General features: G+C 62.6%; 11 protein-coding genes. 5 read left to right on the top strand and 6 right to left on the bottom strand.

Annotated elements, in window-relative coordinates:
• The 3 genes from HHL25_RS21890 to HHL25_RS21880 form a co-directional block, all read right to left on the bottom strand.
• Positions 1–457, bottom strand: a 457-nt coding sequence (locus HHL25_RS21890; protein WP_315853110.1) for a glycine betaine ABC transporter substrate-binding protein, incomplete at its 3' end; no start/stop codon positions are given.
• Between the two features lie 118 nt (positions 458–575).
• Positions 576–1,922, bottom strand: a complete 1,347-nt coding sequence (locus HHL25_RS21885; protein WP_390624533.1) for an NAD(P)/FAD-dependent oxidoreductase — start codon at positions 1,920–1,922, stop codon at positions 576–578.
• Positions 1,923–1,931: 9 nt separating this feature from the next.
• Positions 1,932–2,816, bottom strand: a complete 885-nt coding sequence (locus HHL25_RS21880; RefSeq protein WP_169595358.1) for a dihydrodipicolinate synthase family protein — start codon at positions 2,814–2,816, stop codon at positions 1,932–1,934.
• A gap of 383 nt (positions 2,817–3,199) precedes the next feature.
• Here HHL25_RS21880 and HHL25_RS21875 point away from each other — a divergent pair, with 383 nt between their 5' ends.
• The gene (locus HHL25_RS21875) at positions 3,200–3,913 is read left to right on the top strand and encodes a GntR family transcriptional regulator (RefSeq protein WP_169595357.1); all 714 of its coding nucleotides are present in this window, start codon (positions 3,200–3,202) and stop codon (positions 3,911–3,913) included.
• Here HHL25_RS21875 and HHL25_RS21870 read toward each other — a convergent pair.
• A complete protein-coding gene (locus HHL25_RS21870; RefSeq protein WP_169595356.1) occupies positions 3,910–4,365 on the bottom strand; it encodes a hypothetical protein in 456 nt (151 codons plus the stop codon). The genes HHL25_RS21875 and HHL25_RS21870 overlap by 4 nt on opposite strands.
• Positions 4,366–4,459: 94 nt before the next feature.
• Complete coding sequence (locus HHL25_RS21865; RefSeq protein ID WP_169595355.1) at positions 4,460–5,860, bottom strand: helix-turn-helix domain-containing protein; 1,401 nt, start codon at positions 5,858–5,860, stop codon at positions 4,460–4,462.
• A 128-nt stretch (positions 5,861–5,988) separates the two neighbouring features.
• Between HHL25_RS21865 and HHL25_RS21860 the strand changes: the two genes are divergently transcribed.
• Complete coding sequence (locus tag HHL25_RS21860; RefSeq protein ID WP_169595354.1) at positions 5,989–7,581, top strand: isocitrate lyase; 1,593 nt, start codon at positions 5,989–5,991, stop codon at positions 7,579–7,581.
• A 325-nt stretch (positions 7,582–7,906) separates the two neighbouring features.
• Here the strand turns inward: HHL25_RS21860 and HHL25_RS21855 are convergent, their stop codons facing one another.
• The gene (locus HHL25_RS21855; protein ID WP_169595353.1) at positions 7,907–8,113 is read right to left on the bottom strand and encodes a hypothetical protein; all 207 of its coding nucleotides are present in this window, start codon (positions 8,111–8,113) and stop codon (positions 7,907–7,909) included.
• 244 nt (positions 8,114–8,357) lie between these two features.
• Here HHL25_RS21855 and otnI point away from each other — a divergent pair, with 244 nt between their 5' ends.
• From otnI to HHL25_RS21840, 3 genes are all read left to right on the top strand, one after another.
• A complete protein-coding gene (gene otnI / locus HHL25_RS21850) occupies positions 8,358–9,125 on the top strand; it encodes a 2-oxo-tetronate isomerase (RefSeq protein WP_169595352.1) in 768 nt (255 codons plus the stop codon).
• Between the two features lie 292 nt (positions 9,126–9,417).
• Complete coding sequence (locus HHL25_RS21845) at positions 9,418–11,133, top strand: GMC family oxidoreductase (RefSeq protein ID WP_169595351.1); 1,716 nt, start codon at positions 9,418–9,420, stop codon at positions 11,131–11,133.
• Between the two features lie 157 nt (positions 11,134–11,290).
• Positions 11,291–14,122, top strand: a complete 2,832-nt coding sequence (locus HHL25_RS21840) for a DNA translocase FtsK (protein ID WP_169595350.1) — start codon at positions 11,291–11,293, stop codon at positions 14,120–14,122.
• The last annotated feature ends 211 nt before the right edge of the window (positions 14,123–14,333 follow it).

The following is a 14,333-nucleotide window of genomic DNA, read 5'->3' as shown; positions in this document are numbered from 1 at the left end:
CGCCCTTGGAGGGATCTTCCGGATCGGGGAAGAGTTCCGGATGCTTCAGCATATCCGGGATTGTCTTGATGTCGGGATGGGCGTCGGCAATGTACTTCGGAATCCACCAGCCCTGCACGCCGCCGTCGGGAAGCGGCGAGCCGACCTTGACGATGCGGCCTTCTTCCGTACCCTTCTTCACGACGTCCGGCAGAAGGTCGATCCAGGCTTCCGGCGCAATGTCCGGCTGACCCTTCTCCGCCATCGAGGTGATCGTCGGAACCGTGTCCCCGACCGTGATCTCCGCCTCGCAGCCATAGCCCTCGTTCAGGATGATCTTGTCGAGGTTCGAGATCACCTCAGCACTCTGCCAGTTCATGCTGGCAATGGTCACGCTGCCACAATCCGCGGCATTGGCCAGGGATGATCCGGCGACCGTCCCGAGAAACAGGCATGTCGATGCAAGCAGGCTTTTCATTGTCGTTCCCTCTGTTTTGCGGCAGTAGCCCATGAATGTCGGAGTGCCGCCACTTCCGACAGGAAACTCGCCAGCGATCCGGCCGGGGCAGCGGTGGCCGCTGCTCCCCGGATCAGCCCTATTCGGCTCCCGCCATCCATTCCTTGAACGCAAGGTTCGCCTTCGCGCCGATCGTCGTGAAGGGCTGCGGAGGCAGGGGCTTGGGTGCGTCGAAACGCTGGTAGATCTCGGTCAGTCTCGAACGGTGTCCCAGCATCAGCTCGGCTGCGGCGAGACCCGAGGCCGTCGCCTTCGAGGCGCCGACGCCGTTGCATCCGCACGCGGCGAAAATGCCGTCTTCGATCTCGCCGAAGGCTGGAACCGCGTTCCAGGTGACGGCCATTGCACCACCCCAACGATATTCCATCGGAATGTCGCCGAGCGCGGGAAAACGGGCCTTGAACTTCTTGTCGTGCTGCGCGCCGGCGCGGCGGAGCGTGCCGTCTCCGGCGACGATGCCGGGGTGATAGGTGTAGCGCGAGCGCACGAGGATGCGGTCGCCGTCCCCGTCCGGAACGCGCCGGATCGTGGTGCCCATGGGGAGGGCCGGCGTCGCCGCCCATTTGCGATGACCCGGCAACAGATCGGGGGAGAACCTGCGGGTCATCGAGGCAAAGGTGAAGATGTGGAGCATCCGGCCCTTGAAGAAGCCGAAGCTCTCCGCATGGCCGTTGTTTGCCAGGATGATCCTGCCGGTGCTGATCGATCCTTCCGGCGTCTTGACGATCCATGCTGTGCCGGACCGTTCCAGCCGAACCGCCGGACTTTTCTCGTAGACCCGCACGGGATCGCGCAGCGAGTCTGCCAGACCGCGGATGTAGGCGGCGGGCTGGAGCATGACCGTGCCGGGGGTGAAGAGTGCCGACGTATAGGCGCGGGTTCCGGTCACTTCGGCGATTTCTTCGGCGGTCAGGAGCCGGTGGTCTTCACCGAGGCCGACCAGCTGGCCGGCATAGGCGGTGAGATGGTCGTCGCCTTCACCACTGATGGCGGCACTATAGCGGCCGCACGGATCAAACACGTCGCGCGACCAGCCTTCCTCGGCTGCGACGGTGCTCGCCATCTTGATGGCGGTGCGGCTGATCTCGATTGCTTCGCGGCTCTTCGCGGCGGAATCTCCTCCGTAATCATCGGAGGAGACCTCATGCGGCAGGTCGATGATGAAGCCCGAATTGCGCCCTGCGGCGGCGTCTCCGACAAGGTCCGCCTCAAGCACCGCCACCTTCAGGGAAGGGTCAAGTTCGGAGAGGCGCCGTGCAGCAGAGAGCCCGGCAAACCCACCGCCGATGATCACAACGTCGGCGGTGATATCTCCCTGCAGGCGGCTCTTCTCCCGGCGCGGCGGCAGCATGGCGACCCATGCGGACGTGCCCGTCTGTTTGGGGAGCTTCGAGGCTGCGTATATCTTTGTCGGAGATGTGGCCACTGGTCCTGCCTATGCTTCCAGTTCGATGAGACCGCCGAGGGCGACGCGGAGCGCTTCGATCCGATCTTGGGGCAAGGCCCGGAGCGGCTTGCGCGGAGCGCCGGTGCCGTAGCCGGTGAGCTGTGCGGCCGCATAGACCGACTGTACGTAATCGCCTTCCCAGATCAAAGACATGGCCGGTTCGAGCAGCGACCAGATCTCCCGTGCCCTGATCCAGTCTCGGGCCGCGGCGGCCTTCACCAGCGCAAGGCTCGCGCGTGGCGCAAAGTTCGCCCCGCCCCAGATAAGGCCGCTACATCCCGCGAAGAGTGCGAACGGGACGAGATGATCGGCGCCGTTCATCACGGGCAGGCCCGTGCGAATGAGCGAGGCCTGCTTGCCGAGGTCGCCACTGCTGTCCTTGACGGCGCAGAAATTCGGAATTTCGCAGAGCTCCCGGAGCAGTGCCGGCGTGACCGTCACGCCGACAGCGTGGGGAACGTTGTAGCCGATGACGGGAAGCCCCGCGCCGGCGACTTCCGCGTAGAAATCGACGATACCCTGGTCATCGGTCGGCCCTTCGAAGAAGGGCGGCAGGACCATGACGCCGTCGGCCCCGCAATCGGCCGCATGTTTCGTTCGTTCCACGACCTCGGCCGTCAGAAGGGCGGAGGTCTGGGCGATGACCTTGGCACGGCCGTTGATGATCCTGGAACCTTGTCGAACGAGCTCCTCGGATTCTTCCCTCGTGAGGTAGACATGCATGCCCGTGCCGGAGCTCAGAACGAAGCCGTCCACGTCGACTGACAAGTAGCGTTCGATGTTTTCCTCGAGCCTTGCAAAATCGATCGATCCGTCCGCGCCGAACGGCGTGGCGATTGCAAGGTTCAATCCGGGGAATGGAAAATCGGTCATGGGCGCCAATCCGCTGTTGCTGCTACATCAAGGTCCACGCAGATCGTCCCGGCGTCGGCGCCACGCGGCTTTCAAGCACAGGCAATTGCGTCATTCGTTAGAAATACAATAAGTAGACAATTGGTAGACTGTCAATGGGGCGGGCCGACCGGGTCGTGCGCGAGGAAAACCGGGGCTGGAGGCGGTAATCGCCATGCCGGGGTCGGTCTCTGGTTCAGGACAGAAATCTTGATGGTTTGCCCTCACTGGCCGGCAAGATTGTCGGGCACAAACAGGCGAGGGAGAATTTGTCGAGTTGTGCGATCCAGCAAAGTGGAGCAATATGCGAATGTTGTTCGGTCTATCGTTTGTAGACTGAAACTCAGCCCTAGGAGTTTTGACAGATGGCAACCGATCCATTTTCGGGCGATGCCGGTGCGGGTGTCGACAGAAAGACTGCGCTCAGCGCCAGCCTGCGCCACCGGATCCTCACGATGCAGGTCGCGCCCGGTTCCGTGCTGGATGAGGTGTCGCTGAGCGAGGAGTTCGGCCTTTCCCGTCCGCCGGTGCGCGAGGCAATGCGACAGCTTGCGGGTGAAGGGTTTATCGAGCTCGAGGCCAATCGGCCGGCGCGCGTAACCTCGATGAACTATCAGTCGCTGCGCGATTTCTTTCTCGTGGCGCCGCTGATCTATGTCGCCACGACCCGACTTGCCGCCGAAATCGCAACGAAGGCCGACATCGCCGGCCTTCGCCAGATCCAGGACAATTTCCGCGACGCCGTTCAAAGCGGCAACATCGATGGGCGCGTCTTCTACAACGACCAGTTCCACCTGCGGATTGGCGAGATTGCCAACAACGCCTATCTGTTGCCGAGCCTTCGGCGCCTGTTGATCGATCACGCGCGGATCGGCAAGATCTTCTACCGTCCTGCCAATGCACGCATGCAGCACGAGCTGGAAGAAGCCTCCCGCCAGCACGACGAAATCATCGATGCGGTCGCCAACCACGACGCCGATCGCGCCGAGACACTGGTGCGCGAACACTTGGATCTGTCACGGAAGAACATGGCGATGTATGCCGCACCCGAAGGCATGCAGATACCGCTCGGGGTTTAGCTGTGGAGTCTCAAGAGGTTGTGTCGGTTGAGGCCGACGCGACGGATAGAAGGTTTTGAGTTTAGGCCGCCGTATGGCAGATGCCATTTGTATTGGTAAGGCCAGATTGGCCGTTCAACAGCGCGGCGCTCAAAGGCCAGATAGGCATACGGCCTATGCCACTCTCGCAGGGCTGCCTCGATGAAGCGCCCCGCCATTCCAGTGGTCTTTGCGTTGTCGGGCCTGGTCTTGACACGCCTGATGTCGAGGGTGCGGCGGGCCTCGGCAAAGGCTTTCGATCGGTAACACGAGTTGTTGTCGGTCATGATGCGGGTGAGCGTGGTGCCGAGCCAAGCATAGCAGGCGATCGCGGCTCTGGGGAAAAACGGAAACACTCCTTTCGCTTTGGGGCCGATCGTCAGTCGCGCTTTCCGAATTCGTCCTGAAGAGATGGTGGCGATGCCGGGGAGCATGTTGCGAACGGTTCCAACGCCGTGAGTTTCCGGCAGAGGAGCCGAGTGGTGCAACGTCGCTTTCGAGCGCGCCAGTCCGGGGAGAGACTAGCTCTCACGTATCCTCGAAGCCAAACGGGGCGACCGTCCGGCGATAGTCGTCGACCAGTATCTGGCGGCCGATCGGCGGCTCTGCGCGCGACGTGCATGTCGCGCGTTGACAGAGGCGACAGGCCATGCCGACGGGCGTGGGCGTACGATCAGTCTCAGGACGGACATAGACGAGGCGCTCAGCGTGCTGAGCATCGCAAACCAGCGCTACAGCTCGGTCAACCCGGGTGACACCAAATGCTCCTCCTCCAGCACTGACCGTGCGCGCGATCGAGAAGAACTTCTGCCCATCCGGAAATTCAAGCCATTGCGTCACGATCTCGCCGGGTGTGCGGAAGACCTGGTGCACATTCCAGAGCGGGCAACCGCCTCCATAGCTCGAAAACGGGAAGTGAGCGCCATCCAGCCGCTTCGATACATTGCCAGCCGAATCGATGCGAACGAAGAAGAACGGGATGCGTTCCTGCCCGGGTTTTTGAAGGGTTGTAAGCCGATGAGCCGTCTGCTCGAAACTCGTGCCGAACTGACGCGACAGCGCTGCCAGATCGTACCGTTTTGCTTCGACGGCTTTCGCAAATGCCGAGTAAGGCATGAGCAAGGCAGCGGCACAATAGCTCGCCAATGCCCTGTGCGTCAGGCGCTCGCTCGCCTGATCCGTAAAGCCGCCCTCGTGAACCGCGGCGGCAATTTCTCTGCCAAACTCCAGATAGGCAAGTTGCTGAGCCAGCTGAAACTGCTGGCTCGCCATGTCGAGCGACTCATCGAGAAGTATCTGTTTGCGGTGCAGATCGTGCCTTCGCAACGAGTCCGACATCACGGAGGACGGCAGTCTTCGGATCCGAAGCCCGTGCCTTTCGGTCAAATAGGCAGTCATGCCGCCCTTCTCGGCAACGGTCGTGGCCAGGCGCTCGGCGATGGTGTCGAGGTTCGGAAAGCTGTTTCGACGCGCAGCGAGGAAGCGGCGTGTTGCCGCCACCGGATCGATCACAGATGAACTGCCGCCGCGCTGATCGGGAAGACGGTCGGCCAGTGCCAGCTGCTCTTCCCGGTAGGTCGTGTAAAGGCGCAGCATCGCCTCACTGAACGCGGGAAAGCTGCTGGCAACTTCGGCAATCTCCGTTGCCGCGAAGTCGATATCGGCGAAGATCGGATCCTTTATGACGGTCTGGAGGCGCGCCGCATGATCCGCACCGCCATCACCGGCGAGATCAGACATGTCGATCTTGTAGGATCGCGCCAGCCGAAGCAGGATTTCCGCCGTTACGGGACGGTGGTTACGCTCCATCAACGCGATATAGGACGGCGAGATCTCGAGGTCGCTCGCCATCTCGTTTTGGGTCAGGCCGAGATTGCGCCGCAGCCTGCGCAAACGGGTACCAAGATAAACGCCCTGCTTTTCTGCCATCGCTTCACTCCATCCTTACAACATTACAAGCAAGTTTTGTAAAGAATGACAAGTGCACATCAAGACCCCTCCTGCGGCGCCCGGTCATCGGATATCACTCACCCATCGAATTGAAGGGAGTGCTCTGAATGGCCTACACAACTGATCTCACGAAAATCGACAACCTGATCGCTGCCAATCCGAACTGGAGCGGCATCACCTCCGAAGCCGTTGCCCGGATGCGGCTGCAGAACCGGTTCAAGACGGGTCTCGATATCGCCCGCTACACCGCCGACATCATGCGCCGCGACATGGCTGCCTACGATGCCGATCCGTCGAACTACACCCAGTCGCTGGGTTGCTGGCACGGCTTCATCGGCCAGCAGAAGATGATTTCGATCAAGAAGCATTTCGGTTCGACGAAGGGCCGTTACCTTTACCTCTCGGGCTGGATGGTTGCCGCGCTTCGTTCCGAATTCGGTCCGCTGCCGGACCAGTCGATGCATGAAAAGACCAGCGTCCCGGCATTGATCGAAGAGCTTTACACGTTCCTGCGCCAGGCCGATGCCCGCGAACTCGGCATGCTGTTCCGTGACATCGACGCAGCCCGCGCCGCCGGTGACATCGCCCGCGAAAAGCAGCTGCAGCAGTCGGTTGAAAACTACCAGACGCACGTCGTTCCGATCATCGCCGACATCGACGCCGGTTTCGGCAATGCGGAAGCCACCTATCTGTTGGCCAAGAAGATGATCGAAGCGGGCGCGTGTGCCCTTCAGATCGAAAACCAGGTTTCCGACGAAAAGCAGTGCGGCCACCAGGACGGCAAGGTCACCGTTCCGCATGAAGACTTCATCGCGAAGATCCGTGCCTGCCGCTACGCGTTCCTGGAGATGGGCGTAGACAACGGCATCATCGTCGCCCGTACCGATTCCCTCGGTGCCGGCCTGACCAAGCAGATCGCCTTCAGCAAGGAAGCCGGCGACATCGGTGACCTCTACAACTCCTTCCTCGATTGCGAGGAAGTTGCCGACGCCAGCAGCATCAACGGCGATGTCATCATCAATCGCGGTGGCAAGCTGATGCGCCCGAAGCGCCTGCCGTCCAACCTTTACCAGTTCCGCGAGGGGACCGGTGCGGACCGTTGCGTCCTCGATTGCATCACCTCGCTGAACAACGGTGCCGACCTGCTGTGGATCGAGACGGAAAAGCCCCATATCGAGCAGATCGCCGGCATGGTCGACCGTGTCCGCGAGGTCATTCCGAACGCGAAGCTCGTCTACAACAACTCGCCGTCGTTCAACTGGACGCTCAACTTCCGCCAGCAGGTCTTCGACGCCTGGGTCAAGGAAGGCAAGGACGTTTCGGCCTACGACCGTGCCAAGCTGATGAGCGTCGATTACGACGCAACTGAACTCGGCGCCGAGGCAGACGAGCGTATCCGGACCTTCCAGCGCGATGCGGCAAAGCGCGCCGGCATCTTCCATCACCTGATCACGCTTCCGACCTATCACACGGCAGCCCTGTCCACCGACAATCTCGCCAAGGAATACTTCGGCGACGCCGGCATGCTCGGCTACGTCAAGGGCGTTCAGCGCAAGGAAATCCGCGAAGGGATCGCCTGCGTCAAGCACCAGAACATGGCCGGCTCGGACCTCGGCGACGATCACAAGGAATACTTCGCCGGTGAAGCAGCCCTCAAGGCTGGCGGTACTCACAACACCATGAACCAGTTTGCTGCCTAAACCTATCCTTCTGCGGGACGCGTCGCTACGCGTCCCGCAGAAGGGCTGTCGTAAGCCCTTTTGACCGATCGTGATGGCGTCGTTCGAGGTCAACCTTCAGGCCCGGTCAACATCCTGAATTTCAAAGAGCGTGTGAGCAGATCAGTCTGATCGCTGTTGGTCCCATCGCCGGGGACGCTGAAGTCCTTTTTCATCCACAGCCTCGCCTCGGAACCACCAGCCGCTCGTTGCCTCGACCGTGGGTATCGAAAACCGCTGAATTTCGGAGGCCAAGACTAGGCAGAGGCTGCCCGCATCATCCGCAAAGAGCGGAAGATGCTTGTCCCTAGTCTCCGACCAGTCCGTCGAAGACTTCAAGCATGGCTTCGCTTATCGCCTTGCCGAGGGCGGCGGCGGTTTGCGCGAGCGCCTCTTCGTCCATGTCGCGCGCCGACAGCGCGAAGGCGGCCCCTTCTGCCGTGACGATCTCCTGCGCCCGCTGGATTGCCCACAAGGCAAAGTCGCCGCGACCGTTGATTTCCACCGTTTCCATCTCTGATATCCTCGTTTGTCCGGAGCGGTGCCTTATCGCGATCTCGTCGTGGTTTGAAGAGCCAACAGGGGCGGGCAGTCCCGCACCTGGTCCGGCCGGGCGGGATTTCACTTGCGGGACCTACCTGAATGGGAGACAGCTTGCCTGTCTGTCCCGAAGCAGCGGGGGCGAGGCTCGCGATGCCTGCTGCCCGCGGCGGAGGTACCGGTCTCGCCCTTCAGGATACGGAGAGGAACGTCCCGCGATGCCGCGTTTTGCTGCCAACCTGACGATGATGTTCAACGAGCACGCGTTTCTCGACCGTTTCCAGGCGGCAGCCGATGCCGGCTTCGAGGCCGTCGAGTTTCTGTTTCCCTATGACCATCCGGCGGAGTTGGTGGCGGACAAACTGCAAAGGGCCGGGCTTTCCCAGGCGCTCTTCAACATGCCCCCGGGCAACTGGCACGCCGGCGAACGCGGGCTCGCGGCAGTGGCCGGTCGCGAGGCGGAGTTTCGTGCATCCGTCGACACCGCCCTCGGCTATGCGAAGATCATCGGATCGCCCTTGCTGCATGTGATGGCCGGCCTGGCCGACCGGCGTGACCCCGCTGCGATGACGCGTTATCTCGACGCCTTGCAGTTCGCGGTCGACGCGACCGAGGACGCCGGCGTCGGATTGGTCATAGAGCCGATCAATGGACGTGACATGCCGGGTTACTTCCTCGACGATTTCGACGTCGCACTCGACATCGTCAGGAAGATCGACCGTCCGAGCCTACGCCTCCAGTTCGACATCTATCATCGCCAGATCCTTCATGGCGATGTGATCATGGCGCTTCGCAGCATGATGCCGTGGATCGCCCATATCCAGGTCGCCTCCGTGCCGAAACGTAACGAGCCGGGGACGGGTGAACTGAACGATGCCCTGATCTTCTCCGAGATCGACGCGCTTGGCTATGACGGCTTCGTCGGCTGTGAATACCGCCCGGCCGGCACGACGGAAGACGGGCTTTCCTGGCTGAAGGCCTGGTAAATCCCGCCAGGACCTCGGGTTTCGGTGTCCTTCCCGGTTCCTTGCTCTTCTTGGGGCATGGCGTTCTGTCATGCGGGTTTGCATCGAGAGCTTTCCCCAAAGCAGTGCGTATCTGCGCCTTTCGACGGAGTCGCGATTAGTCTTTCCCGAAGACATTCGCCCCTCTGGCTGGCACTTCATCCGGAAAGGGGGCTTGTCGCTTCCGTCCGCCCGCCGAAGACTGCTCTGGAAGCCGGTCGATTCACGCCTGCTTTTTGGTCGAATATCTCCAGTGCGGACGGAAGTGGTTGGAATGAAAATCGAAAGGTTGTCCGACTATGACGACAATTCGACCATCGATGCGGATCTCGTCATCATCGGGGGGGGCCCGACCGGATTGACGATCGCCGCACAGTGCGCGCGGGCGGGCCGAAAAGTACTCGTTGTCGAAAGCGGCCTCGAAACCGAGAATGCCGAGCATTCCGCGCTCAATGCGGTGGAGTGTGCAGGCGAGCCGCGAACCGAGGCGCAACGCCGGAAGCGCGTGGAATTTCACGGCCCGCAAGCCCCCTTCTGGAAGGAGGATGTCCAGTCCTTCGGCGTGCGTTGCCGCGCGCTTGGCGGCTCGACCCATGCCTGGGCAGGAAAATCGGCTCCCTTCGACGAAATCGATTTCGCCAGCCGCGACTGGGTAGCCAACTCAGGTTGGCCAGTTGATCGGGACCAGATCGAACCGTGCATCGAGCGCGCCATGACGGTGCTCAATCTCTGCCCCGACAGCCCGCCGACCCGGTTCGCGGGGGAGGGACTGCGTTCCTTCTACTGGCAGTTCGCCCGCTCGCGCGTCGATCGTATGGACGTGATGCGTTTCGGCCGGGAGTTCCTGGCGCAACGGTCCGCCCACATGCATGTCCTTCTGGACGCCTCCGTCACCCATATAGGCCTCAGCCCGGACGGCGCACGGTTCTCGCATCTGGATGTGTCGAGCATTGGCGGCAGGCGTGCCCGGATCGAGGCGAAATACTGCGTGCTGGCGGCGAGCGGCATCGAGAATGCGCGCCTGCTTCTTGCCTCGAACGACGTCCACGGCAACGGCATCGGCAATCATCATGACGTGGTCGGGCGCTATCTGATGGATCATGCCGCGTCCCGGGTCGGGCGAATACCGACCGAGCAAATGGCAGTCCTTGCCAAACTGTTCGGTTTCTACGGAATTCGACACAAGGGTCGGGCTCACATGTTCATGCACGGGCTTGCGCTGTCTCCGGAAATACAAGAGCGGGAACAGCTGCTCAATGCGGCGGTCTATTTCTCGACCGAACGGGCGCCTGACGATCCCTGGGATGCGCTGAAACGATTGCTCAGGCGCCGCAGCGAGGCGGTGGGGCGTGATCTCCTTTCGGTGGCCGGTGGTTCCGGTCTTCTCGTCAAGGGGATCGGCATGAAGGTTCTGGCCGACGAGCGTACGCCCAAGGCCCTCAAGGACCTGGTGATCAACACCGCCATTCGGTTCTCGCCGAACATGGTGGCGAACGAGTTCCAGGATCACGGGCTGCCGCACAAGCTCGCGGGGCTTCGGATCGAGGCAATCTCCGAGCAGGCGCCGAACCCCGAGAGCCGGGTCAGCCTCGGGACGGGCAAGGACCGGTTTGGCGTGCCGGTTGCGAAGGTCGACTGGCGGATCAACGATGCGGAACGCCGCACCCTGCTGCGGCTCGCCGAGCTTTCCCGGACCGCGCTTGCCGGCGCCGGACTGCCTGTGCCGGTGCTGGAAGACTGGGCCGCCGACCGCAGGCCGGAGGACATCGTCATCATCGATATGGCGCATACGCTTGGCACCACCCGTATGTCGGCCGATCCGCGGACGGGCGTCGTCGATCCGGACTGCCGGGTCCACGGCTTGCCCAATCTCTACGTCGCCGGCGGCTCCGTCTTTCCGACCAGCGGGCACGCCAATCCAACCTTGATGATCCTCGCTTTCGCGATCCGATTGGCCGACCATCTCAATGCGGAACTTCGGCGTCCCTAGCCTCCGGGTACACCGCGAGAGGGCCCCACAACGTCCCGCTCCGTTCTTAAGATTTTTCGAAATGGAGGGGCCGATCGCGGCTTTGGCAAGACCTGGTTAAGGTTTTCTTTCTATTAACGAGACTGGTGTGACAGCTTGTGTGATGGTCTCGCGTAGCATGCAAAATCCCTCCTCCCGTATTCCGAATTCCAATCCCGACGCCATGGCCCAGGACAGCGAGCCGCCGTATACGGTTCGAGGGCCGCAGGTGCATCCGCACGCCCAGGGTGCGGATGAGGAGATGGTGCCGCAGCCGGTCACGGATGCCGTCATTCTGGATCCGGAAAAACTGCCGACCTGGCAGCGCGCCTTCATCCTCGGACCGAATGTGCGCTTCACCCGCACGCCGGGTCCGACCTACGCAAAGCGCGAGACCGAGGGGGCAGGAGAGGTCCCGCCGGCGGCTGACGCTTCCAGCGGAGGCGGCGCAGCGGCTGTTGCTGGCGAGACGCATGGCGGCGCCGGCAGCTACATCATCGGTCGCGGCAATCCGGTTTGGACGCCGCCCGGTCAGGCCACATCTTCGCCCGTCGGCGATCTTCAGCGACAGATCGTACAGGCGCTTCATCAGGGAGAGGCGTCACCTGCCGCCGCTGGATCGAAAGCCACGTCCGGCCTCGTTCTGCCGCCGCGGACCGGCGCCCCCCTCCGGGTGCCGCCGCGTGGCGCCCATACAGTTACGCGCAACGAACCCGTATGCCCGACCGTCAATACGCCGCCGTCTGCGATCGCGCCTGCCGTTGCGGTTCCATCTGCGGCACCGTCGGTCCCGCATATCGAGCAGGTCGTTGCCCCCGCGTCTGCTGCCATAGCCTCCCCGACGCGCCCGCTGGCGGCGGCACAAAGGATTTCCGCCGCCGTGACGCCTCAGAAAACCACTCCCGTCCGCCCGTTTGCCGGCATTCCGGATCATCTGCTCTGGGAAATGATGAGCCTTGGCGCGTCGGACAGTGCGCCGGCTCATGCAGCATCGCGCGCTGCGCGAACCACGCCGATTGCACCGTCGGTCCCAACCCCGCGGATCGAGAGACCGGCGCCGATTACGACGCCTGTCGCGACGGTCAAACCCGTCGTCGGAGCTGTCATCCGAATGACGCTTCCGCCCGAGCCCGTGGCGGATGTGTCGGCCGCGCCGATCATGCCGACGGTGCCGCAGGTGTCTTCCGCACCGTCAACGGTGCATCTCTACCGGCAAGTTGAAATGAGGGCGCCTCTGAGGAGCGAGCCGGTCGCAAGCGCCGGGGAGCTTCATCTTGCAGCGGCTCCGGTTGCCAATGGGCCGGTTCCCGCAGTCGAGCCGGCTCCGGTTGCATCAGTGGCCCTGCCGCAGACGCCCGCCCCCGTCGAGACGAGTTTTCACGGACATTCCGCGCGCCGTTCGCTCGGTCCGCTCTCTTTCGTCCAGACGGAAGACTATCTCTTCCCCGCGGTCGATTTGCTGCAGTCGGCGCTGCCGCGGCTGGCGGGGCCGATGAGCCAGGAAGCGCTGGAACAGAGCGCCGGCCTGCTTGAGAGCATTCTCGAGGATTTCGGGGTCAAGGGCGACATCATCGACGTGCGCCCCGGTCCTGTCGTCACGCTCTACGAATTCGAGCCGGCACCGGGCGTCAAGTCCTCGCGCGTCATCAATCTCGCGGATGACATCGCCCGTTCTATGTCGGCGCTCTCGGCGCGTGTTGCCGTCGTGCCCGGACGCAATGTCATCGGTATCGAGCTTCCCAATGTCGAACGCGAAACGGTGTTCCTGCGCGAACTGATCGAGAGCCACAGCTATGTCGGCACCGACTATCGGCTGCCGCTCTGCCTCGGCAAGACGATCGGCGGGGAACCGGTGATCGCGGAGCTCGCCAAGATGCCCCACCTGCTCGTCGCCGGCACCACCGGTTCGGGCAAGTCGGTCGCGATCAATACGATGATCCTGTCCCTGATCTACCACCTCCGGCCGGAGGAATGCCGCCTGATCATGGTCGATCCGAAGATGCTCGAACTCTCGGTCTATGACGGCATCCCGCATCTCCTGACCCCCGTCGTCACCGATCCGAAGAAGGCGGTTCTGGCGTTGAAGTGGGCCGTGCGCGAGATGGAGGAGCGTTATCGCAAGATGTCGCGGCTCGGCGTGCGCAACATCGACGGCTTCAACGCCCGCGTGGCGGAGGCTCGCGACAAGGGCGAGACGATCATGCTGAGCGTGCCCTCCGGTTTCGACCGGGCGACGGGAGAACAGACGTTCGAGGACCAGGAACTCGACCTGACGGCGCTGCCCTATATCGTGGTGATCGTCGACGAGATGGCCGACCTGATGATGGTCGCCGGCAAGGAGATCGAAGGCGCGATCCAGCGGCTGGCGCAGATGGCGCGCGCGGCCGGCATCCACCTGATCATGGCGACCCAGCGTCCTTCGGTTGATGTCATTACCGGCACGATCAAGGCCAATTTCCCGACTCGCATCTCCTTCCAGGTGACCTCCAAGATCGACAGCCGGACGATCCTCGGCGAGCAGGGCGCAGAACACCTGCTCGGCCAGGGAGACATGCTGCACATGGTGGGCGGCGGCCGTATTTCCCGTGTCCACGGCCCCTTCGTCTCCGACCACGAGGTGGAGAAGGTCGTCGCGCATCTCAAGACGCAAGGGCAGCCCGCCTATCTCGGCAGCGTCACCGAAGACACCGAGGACGGTGCCGGCGAGGACGACGAAGACACGGCCGTCTTCGACAATACGGCGATGGGCGCCGAAGACGAGGGCGACGATCTCTATGAGCGGGCGGTCAAGATCGTTCAGCGGGACAAGAAGTGCTCGACGTCCTACATCCAGCGCCGGCTTTCGATCGGCTACAACCGTGCCGCTTCGCTGGTCGAGCGCATGGAACAGGACGGTCTCGTCGGCGCGCCGAACCATGTCGGCAAGCGCGAGATCCTTGGCCCGCGGTCGCAGGGCGGCGGAGAAGAATAGTCGTCGAAGCGGCCGGCAGGTCCCCCGGGGCTTTCCGGTCGCGCCGACCTTCTCGCGCGGTCACGCCGACCAGGCCGTTTTTGGACGGGTAGATACCCGACCCATACCCGTCACGGCTCAACACGCCCCTTTCAGGAACCAAGTCAGTCGCCCGGAGTTAGTCCCTTGCCCAAGGGCAATTCGAGGCAAATTCTGAAAAAGGAGAAATCAG

It is taken from the genome of Rhizobium terricola (genome assembly GCF_012927355.1).
In the GTDB taxonomy this organism is placed as follows: Bacteria; Pseudomonadota; Alphaproteobacteria; order Rhizobiales; family Rhizobiaceae; genus Allorhizobium; species Allorhizobium terricola.
The sequence above is the reverse complement of the archived record's forward strand: the minus strand, read 5'-3'. Positions and strand labels throughout refer to the sequence as shown.

Excerpts from the sequence above, each read along its gene's own strand:
- HHL25_RS21880 (WP_169595358.1), bottom strand. The coding sequence starts at position 2,816 with ATGACCGATTTTCCATTCCCCGGATTGAACCTTGCAATCGCCACGCCG.
- HHL25_RS21875 (WP_169595357.1), top strand. The coding sequence starts at position 3,200 with ATGGCAACCGATCCATTTTCGGGCGATGCCGGTGCGGGTGTCGACAGA.
- HHL25_RS21870 (WP_169595356.1), bottom strand. The coding sequence starts at position 4,365 with ATGCTCCCCGGCATCGCCACCATCTCTTCAGGACGAATTCGGAAAGCG.
- HHL25_RS21865 (WP_169595355.1), bottom strand. The coding sequence starts at position 5,860 with ATGGCAGAAAAGCAGGGCGTTTATCTTGGTACCCGTTTGCGCAGGCTG.
- HHL25_RS21860 (WP_169595354.1), top strand. The coding sequence starts at position 5,989 with ATGGCCTACACAACTGATCTCACGAAAATCGACAACCTGATCGCTGCC.
- HHL25_RS21855 (WP_169595353.1), bottom strand. The coding sequence starts at position 8,113 with ATGGAAACGGTGGAAATCAACGGTCGCGGCGACTTTGCCTTGTGGGCA.
- otnI (WP_169595352.1), top strand. The coding sequence starts at position 8,358 with ATGCCGCGTTTTGCTGCCAACCTGACGATGATGTTCAACGAGCACGCG.
- HHL25_RS21845 (WP_169595351.1), top strand. The coding sequence starts at position 9,418 with ATGAAAATCGAAAGGTTGTCCGACTATGACGACAATTCGACCATCGAT.
- HHL25_RS21840 (WP_169595350.1), top strand. The coding sequence starts at position 11,291 with ATGCAAAATCCCTCCTCCCGTATTCCGAATTCCAATCCCGACGCCATG.